Raw genomic sequence first — 19310 nt, forward strand, 5'->3', positions numbered from 1 at the left:
ACTTGTTTCCAGCCACATCGCTTACAAAATAATTGACTGTAAAGCTATAAGATCTTAAATCCGCGGAAAGGCTTATAAGACACACTTTCCTGAGTGACACTGTCTACTGTCGCCGTCCGCGGCCCTTCCTCTAACCACGCCGAAAACGCTGCAATTTGTTCTTCTGTGCCACAGGCAATCACTTCAACATCTCCGTTGTTTAAGTTCTTCGCATACCCTGTTAGACCGAGCTTCAATCCTTGATGTGATGTGTGGTATCGAAATCCTACCCCTTGTACATGACCTACTATCAGAAACTTCTCACACTTTAGTACCATCCGTATACCGCTCCCTATATTTGAGTGATATATTATTTGCGTCTATTTACCCCACTAAGGATAGTGGGTTTTTATATGGTTATAATAATTATGAAAGAAATTCCTTTCCGTTGGATTGATAAATACCTTATCCACTTAAAGATTCAAGAAAAGTTCTATTTACTCTTCTTCCTTCCTCTCCTCGCATTAGTCATTCTTACTCTTGTTTTGAACAGTGCCGCTAACTCACTCATCTCTGACTTGTACCAAGAAGAGCTGATCTTGATGAAAGGCTTAATTGAAGCAGGAAATCTCTCGCAATCTCAAGTTGCTAGTCTAATCGCGAGTTCGGATACAATTACTCTTGGCACGGGACCTGACTCTGTGTCGGTAATGAATGGCGCGTTTAGTCTGGTTGCAAGTCATGAGCAATCACTTTGGACGGCGCTTTCTACGACGCAAGTAAGCATTATCCTTGTTACGCTATTTATCATCGCGCTGGGTGTTTACTACATCATGACCTTCATCGGTGGCGCTATGTTTACGATGAACAAAGCACTGAACACATTAGCTGATGGTGATTTGACTGCACGTATGAACTTCTTCCGCGTTCGTGATGAATTCAGTGAAATCGCAATTACGATAGACAAAGTTGCCGACCGCGAACAAAAAATGGTTCAGTCGATTCAAGAGTCTGTCGCACTGATGCAGCAAATCAGTTCTGATCTGAACCTATCGATTCAAAACAGCTCTGAGATTTCTAACACCCAACAAGAGCATCTAAACTCTCTGGCAAGTGCAACGGAGCAAATGGCCTCTACGATTCGTGAGGTGGCAACACTGGCACACGATTCAAGCGCACAAACAGACGATGCACGCAGCGTAGCGCAATCTGGCCAAGTGAAAGTAGAAAATACCCTTCACTCTATCTCGAACCTTTCTACTGAGATCCAATCCGCGTCTCAAGCGGTTGAAGAGCTGGATGCAAACGCGGCGCAGATTGATGAAGTGGTAACGACCATCAACGGTATCTCTGAGCAAACTAACCTACTCGCCTTGAACGCTGCGATTGAAGCAGCTCGTGCAGGCGAACAAGGTCGTGGCTTTGCCGTTGTTGCTGATGAAGTTCGTGCTCTTGCGGGCCGCACTCAACAAGCGACGGTAGAGATTCAAGCAATGATTGAAGCGCTACAACGTAACAGCCAATCGCTCACTAAGCTGATGGAAGTAACGGTGCATAACGCCAACGAAGGCCAAACTCTGATGGCAGAAGTAAATCACGAGATCGGCTCACTAGCAGATAAGAACCAAACTATCTCTGACAGCAGCATCCAAATTGCAACCGCTGCAGAAGAGCAAGGCGTCGTGGCTGACAATATTGCGTCAAGCGTTGAAGAAGTCCGCATTCAAGCAAACAATGTGTGTACGATGATCAGCACAACGTCGCAAAACGTTGAGCAGCTTCGAGCTCAAAGTGACACCATGGAGTCGCTACTGACAGGCCTTAAAGCTTAGTTATATAAAGCTTGGTTATAAGTTGAAAAATCAGGGTCACTTCGGTGGCCCTTTTTTGTACCTACCGCTAGTTTCTTACCACCTTAAAGTGGCCCTTTGTTCCGGTTCTCGGCATATAATTAAAGCCTCTACAAATGATTGGATTGTCGATGGATATTGCTTTTGCGGACAACATCCCGGACAATACGCCCCTTTCAAAATTCAACAAGAGCTAAAGAAATGACAGCTGCTATCTATTTGGTTAAAGGTCGTGAGAAATCGGTTAAGCGCAAGCACCCTTGGATCTTCTCTCGAGGCATCAGTAAAGTTGAGGGCGAACCTGCTCTTGGCGAAACCGTTGATGTATTCACTCACGACGGAAAATGGCTAGCTAAAGCAGCATATTCACCAGCTTCTCAAATTCGTGCTCGTATTTGGAGTTTTGAAAAAGAAGAGATCAACAAAGCGTTTTTTGTTAAGCGTTTCAACAACGCTCAGCTTCTTCGTGAAGACGTTATTGAGCGTGACGGTCTTACTGGTTACCGCCTTATCGCGGCAGAGTCAGACGGTATGCCAGGTGTGACGATCGACCGCTACCAAAACTTCTTTGTGTGCCAGCTTCTAAGTGCGGGCGCGGAGTACAACAAGCAAGCGATTGTTGATGCTTTGGTTGAGTGCTTCCCTGACTGCAACGTTTACGAGCGTTCTGATGTCGCGGTACGTAAGAAAGAAGGTTTGAAAGAAACCACTGGCGTTCTGCACGGTGAAGAGCCACCAAAATCTGTGGTAATTGAAGAGAACGGCGTGAAAATCAGTGTCGATATCGTCGGTGGCCATAAAACGGGTTTCTATCTAGACCAACGTGATAGCCGCCAACAAGCGATGAAATACGTGAAAGACAAAGAAGTTCTGAACTGTTTCTCGTACACCGGCGGTTTTGGTCTGTACGCACTAAAAGGTGGCGCGAAACGTGTTATCAACGCGGACGTATCTCAACCAGCTCTAGATACTGCAAAATTCAATGCAGAGCTGAACGAGTTTGATATCTCGAAAAAGCGTGCTGTGTTCCTAAACGCAGACGTGTTCAAATTGCTACGCGAATACCGCGACCAAGGTACGAAGTTCGATGTTGTGATCATGGACCCACCGAAGTTTGCAGAAAGTAAAGCACAGCTAAACGGTGCATGTCGTGGCTACAAAGACATCAACATGTTGGCGATGCAAATTCTAAACCCAGGTGGCACGCTATTGACCTACTCATGCTCAGGCTTAATGGACCAAGTTCTGTTCCAAAAAATCATTGCTGACGCCGCAGTAGATGCAAACCGCCAAGTTAAGTTTGTAGAGCGTTTTGAACAAGCAGCCGACCACCCAACGGATACGGCCTACCCAGAAGGTTTCTACCTAAAAGGCTTTGCGTGTAAGGTTCTATAATCGGGCTTAGTCATAGCCAACGATAAAGAATTGAAGCAAAGAAAAAGGGCCTGTTGGCCCTTTTTTGTTATGAATCTAAATTAACTTTTGTGAGAGCCGATAAGACATCTCTTTCAAAGTCCAAATTTCCGATGATCAAATCGCTAAACTCGGAAGCTCCTTTTTCAATGACGATCGTTTGGATGGAGTTACCCTCGTTGTGGGTGATTTCAAGCGATAGATCTTCGCCGTCAACATTTAGGTCGATACTATTGAGCAGCTCTTCAATGGTGTTATGCCCTGCATCTTCGACAACTTGGTTTAGATCGAGAATGTCGAGGTCTCGTTCAAAGCCACGTACCAAGTCCGTGCCGGAATCTAGTGAGTCATTAACCCATCTAAATATGTCCGCTTCGTTGTCATTACCAATTAAAATGTCATGGCTTACATCCACTTCCGCTTCAATGATGTTCGCAGCACCACCGCTCGCCGCGTTTACACCACCATTTTCGTCAATCACAAACTGAAGTGTATTTTCAGATTGGTCACCATCGTTATCGGTAAGCACGTAATCGAAGTCTAACGTTTCTACTATGTCACCTACCGCACCATAGAAGGCATACGCGCCATCATTCAAATCGACTTCTAACGTGTGCTTACTGTCGATGTAGATAGTGAGTAACATCGTGATATCGTCAAACGCATGTGAGATGTCGTTGTTGTTGTCTACAACCGTCAAGTCTGCACCATCAAATAAATAAGTGACACCGTCATGTTCTATTTCGCTGATGTAACCACCATCTGCACCAATACCTGTATCCGGTGATGTGGTGTACATGAGGTTACCACCAACAGGTTGAATCACGGACTGCAACATAACTGGAGGCAGCTGATTAACGTCGGGCACTACTACACCATCAAGGTCTTGGTTCAAGAAGCCATCGTAAGCAACACGGTCTAACTGATCAGGCATCAGGTTCACGCCCATGCCATAAGCCAGCGCTGTGATCTGATTATCAGAATCGGTCAAGTGATCTATCCAACTGTTTTCACGAGCATCATTGATGAATGATGAGGCTGGATTTGGTTGACCATCAGATAAGAAGTAGCTCACGTTTGATGCACTAGGTAATTTCCCCGCATCATCCCAAGAGCCCTTCGCTTCATTAATTGCGCGATTGTAGTTAGTTGCACCGCCAGCAGTAAGTGTATCAATGTACGCTTTCGCTTCATCTACGGTTAACCATGTGGCCCCAGCAATAGCGTACGTTGTTGCCGACCCGCTGTATTTGATGATTTGAACCCGAGTTTGGCCAATCGATTCGTACTGATTTAATAACTGAGTTGCCGAGTCCTTCATTATTTGAAGGCGATTACCCGTACGCATCGAGCCTGAAACATCCATAATCAATTGAACGTTAGCGCTCTCTTTTGTTTCCGCGACCACATCATGAACAATGGATGTCGAATCAGGTGAATCATCTTCAATAACAACATTTGCTATCGTGGAGTTCGTCAACCCAAGAGCATTCGAAACAACGACAGGAACCTCAATGTTTAAAGAGTCCTCGCCAGAAGTATCTGGATGATCTATTGGACCAAGAAGTTCAGTAGAGATTGCCCCCGTATCATTAACTGAGACCTTAATGACCTCTTCTCCATCCGCTGAACCAACAAGCAATTGGTCATTGTTGGACAAGGCCCATGTGATTGCCTCACCGTTACTGGTTAGGTTCGCAGTTGGGACATTCAGTGCGACCGAGTCAACCGTTTGACCAAGTGTTAACTGATCCATATCTAACGTTGAATCTGTGGTGTCCATAAAACCATTCAGCGCGAAGTCATCGGCAATAGCATTACCCAAACCCTCTTCAGAAACATTAAGCGTGACGCCTTCAACAATCGGAGGCGCATATGGATTAACCGCAAAATTCCCCGCTTTACTGTCACCATCGTTATCGGTAATCGTGTAACTGAAGTCGATATCACCATCACCACTTGGAGAGGTCAAAGGTACGTACTGGAAGAATTCCCACTTCCCGGTGCTTGGCGTTAATTGAACTTCAAACGCCAGCTCGCCGTTCGCTTCACCGACTAATCTGTTTGGGTTTTGTGGATCAATCGCAACACTGATAGCCTCGTCATCAAGCGTTTCTAGACCACTCTCTGCACCATTAAGAACGATACTTCCTGGGCCATCAGCGCCATAGAGTGCGCCTAAATTCCCCTCTGCTGTTGCAATGGGAATGACGGAATCAGCCCCAGTAAAGGTGATAGATTTGACGGTAAAGTCACTGTTGTCTGCGGTGTTTGGCCCGTTACCATTACCTGTGGCTTCAAGAATAACCTTATCAAAACCACCCTGTTGAACACTGAAGTTAGCCGCATAATCACCACTTGCCGCATCAGAGCTAAAAGATTGCTGTGCGATCAAAACACCATCTCGATAGAAAGATGCAAGACCTTCTTCTAACTCACCGCCAAACATCTTCTCGAATTCGATCTCAGCACCAAAGGCAATCTTGTCGCCCAAGTCGATGATCAGTTGTTCTGAGACACCGGTATCATTGGCAAAACGATAATCCACCTCATTAGCAAGCGGATAACCGTTATTACCGACACTTTTCACACCAATACCTGATGAAGTTTGATTAATCTCTGCGGCGCCAAGATCGGTAGACTCATTAGACAAAAATCCCAAAGCAGTCACTTCGACATCTCCGAAAGTTCGGCTGAATGCATCGGATTCATTACCCACAAAGCTAATATTGCCAGTGAGAATTTCCGGGATATCTGTAAGCGACACATCTACGGCTTGAGAAGACGTTGGAACATGTGGGCAGTCATCCTCGACAACCACGTTCATACTTTGGGAGCTCGTGGTTTGACCATCACTCACTGAGATCTGCAAATCAAAGTCGATCAAATCTTCGACGTCATTAACAGGATGATCGAGTGGTTCTAAGAGTGTGATGGTGTAACCCCATGTTCCTTGCCCTGAGACAGCGGGCTCCGTGAGAACAACAGTTGCAACAACAGCTAAACTCGCAGTAGAAGCCATCAATGTTTGAGTATTGCTGTTCCATGCCCAAGACACAGGCTCTCCAACTGATGTGAGTGTATTTGGACCAGAAAGAACGACTGAAACATTAGCTGTATCCGGGTCTCCAACTGTAAATGACCCTGAGAAGCTGGCTGCATTTGTAGTATCGGTAGGAGAACCCGTGGAATCAGGTATACCATCGGTTAACCCTTCTTCTGAAACAACCGCATCGATAACGTCGGAAATAGCTGGAGGTGCATCATTATCGATAATTGTTGCATTACCGACATCAGAGCCCAATACAGGACCAACGCCTACAACAGAAACACTGAAGTCCTCATCCTGCTCAAACACTGCGTCGTTCAGGGTATCAATTCGAACATCAAATTGAGTCGAGCCTGCTGGTACCGTGACTAAACCATCATTCGGAACTGCAACCCAGCCGGAACCAGTATTATATTCAAGCGTGCCTAGATCACCCACTCCGGTGTCACCAGTGTTAAGAGTAAGCTGAACCTGAACCGCAGCTTCAGACTCGTTAGTGAGCGAGACAACGAAATTGGCAGTGTCACCTTCGTTAATCGTGCCAGCGTCACTGATAGATACCGTCGGGCGGTCATCATCCGGATCGGGATCAGGCCCAGTACCATCATCAACAATGGTTGCGGTACCGGTATCAGTGCCTTGAACAGGACCGAGACCAGTCACGTCTACGGTGAAGTTCTCTAGGCCTTCATAAACTTCGTCATCAATCGATGCAATACGCACATCAAACTCAGTTAACCCTGCTGGTACAGTCACTACACCATCAATAGGCACTGCAATCCAACCAGAGCCGGTGTTGTATTCGAGAGTACCGAGGTCACCTGCTTCGGTATCACCGAGGTTAAGGTCGAGTTGCACTTCTACTGGGGCTTCTGATGCATTAGTTAACGAGACAACGAAGTTGGCGGTATCGCCTTCGTTAATCGTACCAGCATCACTAATAGATACCGTCGGACGGTCATCATCCGGATCGGGATCAGGCCCAGTACCATCATCAACAATGGTTGCGGTACCGGTATCGGTGCCTTGGACAGGACCGAGACCAGTTACATCTACCGTGAAGTTCTCTGGGCCTTCGTAGACGTCATCGTCAATCGATGCAATACGCACATCAAACTCAGTTAACCCTGCTGGTACAGTCACTACACCATCAATAGGCACTGCAATCCAACCAGAGCCGGTGTTGTATTCGAGAGTACCGAGGTCGCCTGCTTCGGTATCGCCAAGGTTGAGACCCAGTTGAACCTCAACTGGTGCTTCAGATGCATTAGTCAATGAGACAACGAAGTTGGCGGTCTCACCTTCGTTAATTGTGCCGGCGTCACTGATAGATACCGTTGGACGGTCATCATCCGGATCGGGATCAGGACCAGTACCATCGTCAACAATGGTTGCGGTACCCGTATCGGAACCTTGAACAGGACCGAGACCAGTTACGTCTACGGTGAAGTTTTCAGAACCTTCGTAGACTTCGTCATCAATAGAATCAATTCGTACATCGAACTCAGTTAAGCCTGCTGGTACACTCACCACACCATTGATAGGAACGGCTACCCAACCTGAGCCAGTGTTGTATTCGAGAGTACCTAGGTCACCAGCTTCGGTATCACCAAGGTTAAGGTCGAGTTGAACCTCAACTGGTGCTTCAGAAGCGTTAGTTAACGAGACAACAAAGTTAGCGGTATCGCCTTCGTTAATCGTACCTGCATCACTGATAGATACCGTTGGACGGTCATCGTCCGGATCGGGATCAGGACCGGTACCATCATCGACAATGGTTGCGGTACCCGTATCTGTGCCTTGGACAGGACCGAGACCGGTCACATCTACGGTGAAGTTCTCTGGACCTTCGTAAACTTCGTCATCAATCGATGCAATACGCACATCGAACTGAGTCATACCAGCAGGAACACTTACTACACCACCAACAGGGACGGCAACCCAACCTGAGCCGGTGTTGTATTCGAGAGTACCGAGGTCACCTGCTTCGGTATCACCAAGGTTGAGACCTAGCTCGACTTGAACATCATCTTCAGAAACGTTTGCCAAAGTAACGACAAAATCAGCCGTATCACCCTCACTGATGACACCAGCATCACTAATAGAAACCGTCGGACGGTCATCATCTGGATCGGGATCAGGGCCAGTACCATCATCAACAATGGTTGCGGTACCCGTATCGGAACCTTGAACAGGACCAAGACCGGTCACGTCTACGGTGAAGTTCTCTGGACCTTCGTAGACTTCGTCGTCAATCGATGCGATTCGAACATCGAACTCAGTTAAGCCTGCTGGTACAGTCACTACGCCATCTACAGGAACGGCTACCCAACCTGAACCAGTGTTGTATTCGAGAGTGCCGAGATCGCCTGCTTCGGTGTCACCAAGATTAAGGTCGAGTTGAACTTCGACTGGGGCTTCAGAAGCATTGGTCAGTGATACAACGAAATTGGCGGTGTCACCTTCGTTAATTGTGCCTGCATCACTGATAGAAACCGTTGGACGGTCATCGTCCGGATCGGGATCAGGACCTGTACCATCATCGACGATGGTTGCAGTACCTGTGTCTGTGCCTTGGACAGGACCGAGACCGGTCACATCTACGGTGAAGTTCTCTGGGCCTTCATAAACTTCGTCATCAATCGAAGCAATGCGCACATCGAACTGAGTCATACCAGCAGGAACACTTACTACACCACCAACAGGGACGGCAACCCAACCTGAGCCAGTGTTGTATTCAAGAGTACCAAGGTCACCTGCTTCGGTATCACCGAGGTTAAGGTCGAGTTGCACTTCTACTGGGGCTTCTGATGCATTAGTTAACGAGACAACGAAGTTGGCGGTATCGCCTTCGTTAATCGTGCCAGCATCACTGATAGAAACCGTTGGACGGTCGCCATCAGGGTCAGGTCCCGGGCCAGTACCATCATCAATAATGGTCCCTGTTCCCGTCTGAGGAATCGCTTGATTACCAGTGTTTCCAGACAAAGTAAATGTTTCTGAGCCTTCAAAGAGGTCGTCATTAACCGTACCAATAGCGACACTGTAACTTATATTATTTGCTGGCACGGATACATCGAAGCTACCATCTGGGTTGACGTTTACGACTTGAGTGCTGTTGTCTTCGAAAGTAATCGTAACAGACGTGTTGGTGTAATCTATTCCACCTTCAGCGCTACCATCATCCAGATTCATACTGACCACAGTATCGGTCGTACTTAGGTTGCTAAGCGTCACATCTAATATGGCTAAATCGCCCTCATTAACCGTAGTATCACTAATAGATGCAACTGTCGGTCTATCGTCACCCGGATTGGGACCGGGACCAGAACCGTCATCAACGATGGTTCCCGTTCCTGACGTTGTGCCATTTTGATTCTCTGTTGAGCCCGATAACGTAAACGTCTCAGTTCCTTCAAACAAATCATCGTCTCTCGTATTTATCGTGACATTGTAACTAACCTCATCCGCAGGGACAGTGACAGCAAAGCTACCGTCTGGGTTTACATTAACAATCTGAGTACTGTTATCCTCGAGCGTAATAGTGACGGAAGTGTTTGTGTAATCTAATCCACCCTCCGCAGTTCCGTCAGATAACGTCATGTTCACCGTCGTCTCTGACGTACTCGGGTTGCTAAGCGTTACCTCAAGCACAGCTTCCTCACCCTCGTTTACGGTTGTATCGCTTACAGAAGCAACGGTCGGTCTATCGTCATCAGGCTCTTCACCCGGACCAGTGCCATCATCTGTTATTGTTGCCACACCTGTAACGGGTTCAGGTTGGTTCTCCGTACCTCCGCTTAACGTGAAGGTTTCGTTTCCTTCAAATACGTCGTCATCAATCGTATCAACCGTGATTACGAACGACTCACCTCCAATGGGGATTGAAACAGAAAACGTCCCATCTTCTCCGACATTTATTTGATCCGTACTTCCATCTTCAAAAGTAATAGTAATAACCGAGTTGTCATAATCAGCTCCCCCTGTCGCAGAATCATCACTAAGGGATAAGGTCACCTCAGTCTCTTGCTGTGTGGGCTGGTCGAGAGTGACTTCAAAAGACGCTTGATCACCTTCGTTTATTGTCGGGCTGGATATGTCCTGAACGATAACCTGAGCAGGGATAATTATTTGTTGGTTGATAAACTCAAGCAACGAAAGCTCTTGAGTTTCTGATAGGGGTATTGCTGTGCCGACCGTTTCGAAGTCCGTATTAGCAAGGGCCTCTGCGCCTGTACGATCAACTGCCCCAGTGGTTTGAGGACTAGAACCCGAAGATTCACCAGCCGCAGTTTCAAAGTCACCTTCAAGCTGTGCAGGGTCTTCCCCGGCTGCGATTGCCTCAATTAGTGCGGTGATATCGTCCGTTACATTAATTGAGCTGCCATCAGGGGCTATTTGTTCAAAATTCAACTGAGAAATGTCAGACACTTCAGTGATAACCAATTCCCCAGAGGCAGGGACCTGACCTGGTTCTAAGGTCCTAATTTCCCCGTCAATTCCAATAACTACGATATTACTCGCAAGCGAGCTAAAGGTTACTCTATCCATAAATCACCCCACCAGGCTTTCAAGTTGTCAAAAGTTTGTCACCCCAACAAATACGACTATAGTTTAGTCAAAATCATTTCTTTTTCGCTGTACGTAAGGGCGTCAAAGTGTAGAGAAACCCAAGGGGCGGGGTTGGCCTTACATGAACGTTAAAATACGGAGAAGGACGCTATGGTATTAAGAATTCTGACTTTTCTTCAAAAAGGAACCTGCGAACAAATGAGCAACATCTGTCATATGTGCTAAGGTCTTATAAGGCGAGTCACTGTATTTTCTGAATAAAAGCCTAGGGTTAGCAGGACGTTGATTATTTAATCTAACGACAGCTGTTATTTGTGTTGTTTTGTCTCATTAGCGAGATGAAATATTAAGAAGCAATACCAAATTTCTAGGAGAATCACCGTGAAATGGAATCGATTAAAAATAGCTTGTTGCTGTAGTTTGATATTATCTCCATCCGTTCTCGGTCAAACTTTAGAGCAAGCGGTCGCACTTACACTAAAAAATAATCCTGACATAAAAAGTGCATTTAACGAGTTCAACAGCAGAAAGTATGTAAAGGAAGCGGCATCCGGTGCATACCTGCCTTCAATCGACCTTGATGCTGGAATTGGCTACGAAGGCTTGGACCCATCTGATGAAGGCGGTCGAGGGGATACTGATTACACAAGGAAAGAGGCATCGGTGACTTTAACCCAGTTAATTTGGGACGGGAGCGCGACACTCAACGATATCGACCGAACGGCTGCTGATGCTGAATCCGTAAGGTTTCAACTCTTAGCAGACGCGTCTGATACTGCACTTGAAGTAACGAGCGTTTATTTAGATGCGGTTAAAGCTTATGAAATTCTGACACTTTCCGAAAATAATCTAGCAGTACATAAGAAAATTTATGCGGACATTAAGAAGCGGGTAAACTCAGGGATTGGTTCAACCGCGGACTTAACACAAGTTGAAGCGCGTCTAGCAAAGGCACACGGAAACCTAGCCGCCGCACAAAACAATCTATTCGATTCGCATACTATGTTCACTCGGCTTGTTGGGCAGACTCCGCAAGGATTGATATTCCCGAGAGCTGATGAGAACTTTCTTCCGTACACAATCGATGATGCTATTGGCTTAGCCTTCGAGGTACATCCTGTGATTCAAGTGGCGCTTGCTGATGTAGACTCAGCCAAATTCCAGTACAAGCAATCTCAAGGGGTCAACTACCCTACGCTTTCAATTGAGGCATCTCAAACTTGGCGTGATGATGCCGATGGATTGAAAGGTAGAAGCGACGAGACACTCGCTATGCTTAGACTCCGTTACAACTTATATAATGGCGGCAGTGATGCAGCCAACTCCGAAAACTTTGCCTACCAACTGAATAAAGCAAAAGACTTACGTGAAGGCGCCTATCAAAATGTGGAAGAAGGATTAAGGCTTTCCTGGAGTGCGTTGGACTTAACTTTACAACAAAAAGAGTTCTTGTCTGACCATGTTGACTCTGCAGCCAAAACGGTTATTGCCTACGAGAAACAATATCGTATTGGCAAGCGAACATTATTAGACTTACTCAACACGGAAAACGAACTCTTCGAAGCACGTAAAGATTATTTGGATGCGAAGTACGCTGAACAGTACGCAAAATACCGCGTAATGAACGCAACTGGACAACTGCTTAACTCATTGCGTATCGACATCCCGCAAGAGTGGCTAGAGAAAGTGGAGTATTAATATGAAGATAATACCTATTTTGTTCATGGTTTGTTTGATTTCAGCATGCAGTGGCTCTAACTCGAATAGAGAAATGGGCGACGAATATGAATACATAGAGACTCCCAATGCAGATCAGATCGCCGATTTGATCGATGATGACAGTGATGGTGTTATCAATGCGCGAGATCTTTGCCCGGGAACTCCTGAGGGCTCAGAAATTGACAACGATGGTTGTGGAAAATACGCTAAGTCTTCTAAGCAAATGCAGATTCGAGTCTTATTTGCTAACGACTCCTCTGCAATTGAACCTGTCTTCGTAAATCAAATCAGTGACCTTTCCAACTTCCTAAAAGAATACCCTACTACATCAATCGAACTACAAGGTTATACAAGTATCACTGGTACAGACGAATATAACCTTGCACTCTCAAAACGACGAGCCGAAAGTGTGAGGCAAGAATTAATTAATAACGGTATCTCTCCTGAGCGTTTACGTATCGTCGGATTTGGAGAAACCAATCTCGCATCTCAGGGCACGGACGAAACCAGCCACGCACTAAACCGCCGGGTAACCGCTACCGTAGTTGGCTATAAAGGTGAAATTGAGAAAGAGTGGACGATTTTCACGACGCTGCCTAAGAGTTAGTGTTGTTAGTTTAAATGCTAAATACAAAGGTCTAGCACTCTGCTAGACCTTTTTGTTTAGTTGGATTTAAGGCAATCGGAAGCTGTACTTTCTCTCCTTCCGTTTGGTGAATAATAACTACGTGATGTCGTTATTGATTTTTAGCAGGTCGTTAAGGATGGCGGAACCATCTGCTGGAGATAAAGAACCGTCGCTTAAGAGCTCACTGTATTGATTTGAACCACCCTCAATCACGACTTTTTGGCTCGACGACCCATCTGATTCAGAAATCGTTAGAATCAGGTTATCACCATCGGCTTCAAGACCAATCTCGTTATTAGCCAATAAAGAGTCGACAGAATCAAAGTCATCCGTATGAAGCAAGTCAGAGATATCAATCTTATCTTCACCTTTCGTGAAGTCTTTTATCGTATCTACTTCCCCATCACGAATACCTGAGCCGTCATCAACAAACTTGAAGATATCCTCGCCATCATCTCCGATTAGAATATCATCACCCGAGCCTCCAATAAGAACGTCATTGCCGGATCCGCCTCGTACAGCGTCGGATCCATCTCCGCCATCTAAGGTGTCGTGCCCTGTTCCTCCAAATACAATGTCAGAGCCTTTTTCGCCAAAGATTACATCATCTCCAGCCCCCCCATGACCAATATCCAAACCGGGTTTACTTTGCGACTCAATCTTCAAATGTTGGTCCTGTTCGCCAAAGGTATCTGTTAAGGCGTTCAGTTCCGTTGCAGCAAAGTCAGCTAGTACAGAACTAAACTTATCATCAGATATATCTCCGTCCTGAACTTGTACGTGGCTTTCGCCTAGGTAAATTATATCGTCACCGCCGCCCATTAGTACTTTATCGTTACCAGTACCAACATCAATACTCACACCGGAGCTCGGGTCGTAATCGTATAAGCCGTTTTGTTCTGGATTGCCAGCATTCACATAGGCTGCACTCTGTTGCCAATTAAAGTCGTTAAACCCTGATCGATAAGCTACAGAGTCAATCATGTCCTCACCAGCGGTGTAGTCTGGTTCAGGACGTTCATTGTTATCACCACCAGATGTAGGCTTGTCAATTACCTCAACATTGATACTAGCTGTACTCTCAGCCGTTAAACTGCCACCCACATCAATATGATCGCCGTGTTCATCGTCTTTGTTGGTATCACGCTCTGTTGAAGTCGCAATCACAGTAATCGCAAATATACCAGCATCTTGAGTTTTGACTTGCAGGTTAGACAAATCCCAATCAGTAACATCTATGCGATCGTCTTTGTTCTCTTGTGTAACTACGTAGGTATTTGCACTATCACCCTCACCATCTCTAAGTACCGAGCCGACAGGTATTCCTGTTAATTCGACTGTCAAACTCTCGGATTGGTCCAAGCTATCTTGAAGTGATGCGTCTATTTCACTGAGCTTAATAAAAGAGTTTTCGTAGCCCAAATTATCAACTGCAGTGAACTTAATATTATCCATAATGGCGCCTGTAGAGTCGGCTTCATCAGCTTCAAATAACAAGCGATACTTACCTGACTCCTCAACTGGAAGTGTAATAGATTCACCTTTATGCCAGCCATGAGTTGTCGGGTCGAAGTCATACAACACAACTTCACTGCCATCAATTGGATTACCGTGATCATCCACTTTAATAAGGGTCACCGACATATCAGATGTGTGTGCCTTATTCGTTCTGGCAGCAATATCAAATTCAAAGTTGTAAAAACGTCCGGCAACAAGATCCATATCGGTGTATAAGACCTTGTCCCCAACTTCGCCTTCAATCTCCATTACTTGATTTGTTGAATTGCCTGGCAGGTATGTGCCCTCAGTTCCAACTTCAACGTGTTGGCCAGGATTTGAGGTAAACCATTGTCCTACCGTCCCCGCGCCTTCCACTTTGTTAATTTCAATATCACTATCCCACGAACCTGACTTAATAGTGACATCTTCAAAGTCAATCGCCGCGACTTGTTCAAAACCACCAATATTTAATATCGGCTTATCCGCATCAGGATGAACATCAACATATATGCTGCCTGTCTCAACGATTGTGTCACTATCGTCTCTTGCAATAACTGCGATATCAAAATTAACGTCACTATGCTCTGGTGCTTTGACTTTTACAGAGCTAATGTCATCAATACTAACGACTATTGCGTCAACACTGCCAACGATGGAAGCTTGCCCATCAATTTCAATAATAGAGCCTTGCGGGATTCCATTTAACTCGACGGTTTGGACTGAGGTATCGCCGTCATTTACAACAATGCCAAGCTCGATGAACTGATCCTCGAGGCCAACAACATTTTGCAATGAAAGCACCTCTTTTTGCGCGTCAATAATAGAAACCGTCGCCTCTTTCGCACCTGCGTCCAGAGTTGAATCTGCACCAGTGGTATCGGTCAACGTTATCGTTAAGTTTTCAGTTCCTTCGTAGATACCATCATCTAATGTTGTGATGTCCAGAGCGACAGAGGTTTGCCCTGCAGGAATCGTGACCGTGTAAATGGTCGGCGCTTGATAATCTTTGTCATCGACATCGCCACCAATGGTGAAGTTCACCACGACATCCTCATCGGATTTTTGGTCGATACTAACGGTAAAGTTCGCATCACCACCTTCTGTAACCGATGCTTGGTCTGCAACAATGCTGACTGTTGGCGCTTGCTGAGCATCGTTAATAATCACGCTTGCATTGTCATTCGCACCAATGGATGCATCCGCACCATCAACATCTTTGATGGTCACCGTGAAGGACTCAGCACCTTCATAAGTCCCATCCGTTAGCGTGGCGATATCAAGATCAGCTGAAGATTGCCCTGCTGGGATTTCAATGCTTGCGATACCAGTGAAGTCTTTACCGTCTTCAGCGATACCAGTGTACTCGAACTTAACTGTTACAGTTTCATCTGAGACTTGGCTAAGCGTTACAGTAAAGCCTGCCGTTTGACCTTCGTTCACATGGTTCTGGTCAGCACTGATGTTTACTTCTGGTGCTGATTGAGCATCAGTAATGGAAACTGTCGCTTCTTTCGCATCTGCGTCCAGAGTTGAATCTGCACCAGTGGTATCGGTCAACATTATCGTTAAGTTTTCAGCACCTTCGTAGATACCATCATCTAATGTTGTGATGTCCAGAGCGACAGAGGTTTGCCCTGCAGGAATCGTGACCGTGTAAATGGTCGGCGCTTGGTAATCTTTATCATCAACATCACCACCAATGGTGAAGCTCACCACGACATCCTCATCTGATTTTTGGTCGATACTAACAGTAAAGTTCGCGTCACCACCTTCTGTAACCGATGCTTGGTCTGCAACAATGCTGACTGTTGGCGCTTGCTGAGCATCGTTAATAACCACGCTTGCATTGTCATTCGCACCAATGGCTGCATCCGCACCATCAACATCTTTGATGGTCACCGTGAAGGATTCGGCACCTTCATAAGTCCCATCCGTTAGCGTGCCGATATCAAGATCAGCTGAAGATTGTCCCGCTGGGATTTCGATACTTGCGATACCAGTGAAGTCTTTACCGTCTTCAGCTACACCGGTGTACTCGAACTTAACTGTTACAGTTTCATCTGAGACTTGGTCAAGCGTTACAGTAAAACCTGCCGTTTGACCTTCGTTCACATTGTTCTGGTCAGCACTGATGCTCACTTCTGGTGCTGATTGAGCATCAGTAATGGAAACTGTCGCTTCTTTCGTATCGGCGTCCAGTGTTGAATCTGCACCGGATGTATTAGTCAACGTTATCGTTAAGTTTTCAGTTCCTTCGTAGATACCATCGTCTAACGTTGTGACATCCAGAGCAACAGAGGTTTGCCCTGCTGGAATGGTAACCGTGTAAATGGTCGGCGCTTTGTAATCTTTGTCATCAACATCTCCACCAATGGTGAAGCTCACCACAACATCCTCATCGGATTTTTGGTCGATACTAACGGTAAAGTCCGCGTCACCACCTTCTGCAACCGATGCTTGGTCTGCGACAATGCTGACTTTTGGCGCACTTTCTGCATCAATAATGTTCGCGTCACCTGTCGCAGCGCCATTGCTCGTTACTCCAACGTTATCGGTAACAGTTAGACCAAAACTCTCTGTATTTTCATAAACGCCATCCGTCTTTGTCGGAATAGTAACGGTGATAGACGTAATACCGGCGGGGATAGTAACGTCGCCATCCGGTGTAACATTTAATGTTTGGATTTTGCCTTGACTGTCAATATAAGTTACGACCATCTGACCAAGATCGGCATCTTCAGCGGTATAGCTACCATCGGTCGTCGGTTTAAGATTGACAACAAATGGGTCTTGAACCTCATTAGACAAAGAAACCGTGAATACAGCATCAGAGCCTTCATTAACGTCACCAACCTGACTTACTGAAAGAGTTGTACTGTCATTGTCTTGTATTGTCGCAATCCCAGACTCATCACCAATCTCGAGTACCATGTCTTCAGCGTTTTCTAAAGCAAGATCATCAATCGACGGCACAATGACTTCAAAAGCACTCACACCAGCTGGAACAATTAAGAAACCTCCGGCGAAGGTTACGCCATTAGTAAAACTCACATCGGAAAGGTTTACATCAGCGTTATCAGCAGATGAACCTTGAGCAAGCATATCAATTGGGTATTTGACTGTGGTTTCGGTTACTTCGTCCAGAGCAACGGAAAACGTTATGTCTTCACCTTCAACCACGGAATTACCTATAAGGGTTAAGCTCGGCCCATCTTCAGAAACGTTACCATCAAGAACTTCGTTAGTAATGGTAACAGTTGCAGGGTCACTTTCTGCATTTCCTGAATCAACAGCCACGTAGTCAAAACTATCCTCTGGCGGAAAGCCTTCCACATAACGCAATTCCCAATTCCCAGATGTTTTAGTCGAGAAATCGAGCTGTGTAATCACAGACCCTTCTGGTAATTCATAATCTTTTCCGTAACCGATGCTGGTCTCTTGGAAAAGCATGCTATTTCCTTCAGGCTTCAAGAATTCAATAACCTGCGTATGTTCTGCTCCGTTAGCATCTTGATAAGTAACAGTAATTAGGGCCGCGTTATTGCTACCATGCTCGAACAACCCTCCTAGACCATCGAGACCAAGGTTAACGCTACCTACCGGGTTCTCAGACAAATCAATACTTATCGTTTCACCTGGCTGGATACCTTGACCATCATTATCCGCAATACCATGGCCGATGTGCGAAACCTTTTGATTGTACTGAGCAAGTACACCGCTGTCAGATGAGATATCAATCGAAGCGCCATTGACCAAGTACTCTGTCCTTGAATGCGATTCACCACCATCGGCACTCAAACCCCAGTTGTAGAAATCGGTGGTGGATTCAGCACCGTCAGGAGTGTCTGGTCTGTCCTTAATGCCCAGTAAGAAACCTACATTATCCGCCTCATAGTAGATGCTATCTTTGTCATACAATGTACCGTCGGCTGATGTGATTTCTTGGAGATCTCCATCCTCATCTTTGAAGTACAAAGTGCCAGATGTCGGCAACTCTGTGATGCGAATCTGAAGTTCATCACCACTCAAGTCATCTTCAAGATCAGAGATATGGTCACTATCCACCCCTTCATCCAGCGGTTTATCATCCGTATCAAAGATCACATTTGTAATGAGTTCATTTGCACTATGGTCAAAATCTTCGTTTAGCGGTTTATCGTTGACTGGAGTTACGTTTAGGGTAACCGTTGTGGTTTCAGTAACACCGCCCGAACTCACTGTATATGTGAATAGATCAGGACCATTGTAATCTTGGTTCGGTGTGTAAGTGATTGTGCCGTCATCGTTCACAACTACTGTGCCATTGCTTGGCTCATGGCCCGCTTCTACTGATACAACAGGCGCATCACCTTCAAAGTTATCGTTACCCAGCACATCCAGTTTTGTTGGCGTATCTTCCACAATATCAGCGCTGTCAGACACAATATCTGCCACTGCGGCTACGGTGAAATCGACTACTTGACTTACTGTCTCACCACTTGGGTCTTCAGCGGTAAACGTTAACTCTTCAGAACCATTCCAGTCTGCTGTTGGCGTGATCGTCGCAATGCCATCCACAATCGATACTTGAATATTGCTGTTACCAGAGACACTAAATGTC

Annotated in this window: 7 protein-coding genes; 4 read left to right on the forward strand and 3 right to left on the reverse strand. The window is 45.9% G+C overall.

The genetic code is table 11. The annotated features are described in order from the left end of the window. Positions 1-44 precede the first annotated feature (44 nt). Positions 45-317 (reverse strand): acylphosphatase, encoded by a 273-nt coding sequence (gene yccX, locus KIO97_RS05550; RefSeq protein ID WP_010448072.1) that lies wholly within the window; start codon positions 315-317, stop codon positions 45-47. Positions 318-407: 90 nt separating this feature from the next. On the opposite strand from yccX, the gene KIO97_RS05555 reads away from it, so the two are divergent. Then, positions 408-1811 (forward strand): methyl-accepting chemotaxis protein, encoded by a 1404-nt coding sequence (locus tag KIO97_RS05555; protein WP_228173941.1) that lies wholly within the window; start codon positions 408-410, stop codon positions 1809-1811. Positions 1812-2030: 219 nt separating this feature from the next. Next, a complete protein-coding gene (locus KIO97_RS05560; RefSeq protein WP_045373320.1) occupies positions 2031-3224 on the forward strand; it encodes a class I SAM-dependent methyltransferase in 1194 nt (397 codons plus the stop codon). A gap of 67 nt (positions 3225-3291) precedes the next feature. Here the strand turns inward: KIO97_RS05560 and KIO97_RS05565 are convergent, their stop codons facing one another. Beyond that, complete coding sequence (locus KIO97_RS05565) at positions 3292-10842, reverse strand: Calx-beta domain-containing protein (RefSeq protein WP_285381424.1); 7551 nt, start codon at positions 10840-10842, stop codon at positions 3292-3294. 402 nt (positions 10843-11244) lie between these two features. Between KIO97_RS05565 and KIO97_RS05570 the strand changes: the two genes are divergently transcribed. After that, positions 11245-12561, forward strand: a complete 1317-nt coding sequence (locus KIO97_RS05570; protein ID WP_285381426.1) for a TolC family outer membrane protein — start codon at positions 11245-11247, stop codon at positions 12559-12561. Between the two features lies 1 nt (position 12562). Then, complete coding sequence (locus KIO97_RS05575) at positions 12563-13189, forward strand: OmpA family protein (RefSeq protein WP_050905916.1); 627 nt, start codon at positions 12563-12565, stop codon at positions 13187-13189. 117 nt (positions 13190-13306) lie between these two features. On the opposite strand, the gene KIO97_RS05580 is transcribed toward KIO97_RS05575, so the two are convergent. Continuing rightward, positions 13307-19310, reverse strand: a 6004-nt coding sequence (locus tag KIO97_RS05580; protein WP_285381428.1) for a Calx-beta domain-containing protein, incomplete at its 5' end; no start/stop codon positions are given.

It is taken from the genome of Vibrio sp. B181a (assembly GCF_030248375.1).
Taxonomy (GTDB): Bacteria; Pseudomonadota; Gammaproteobacteria; order Enterobacterales; family Vibrionaceae; genus Vibrio; species Vibrio campbellii.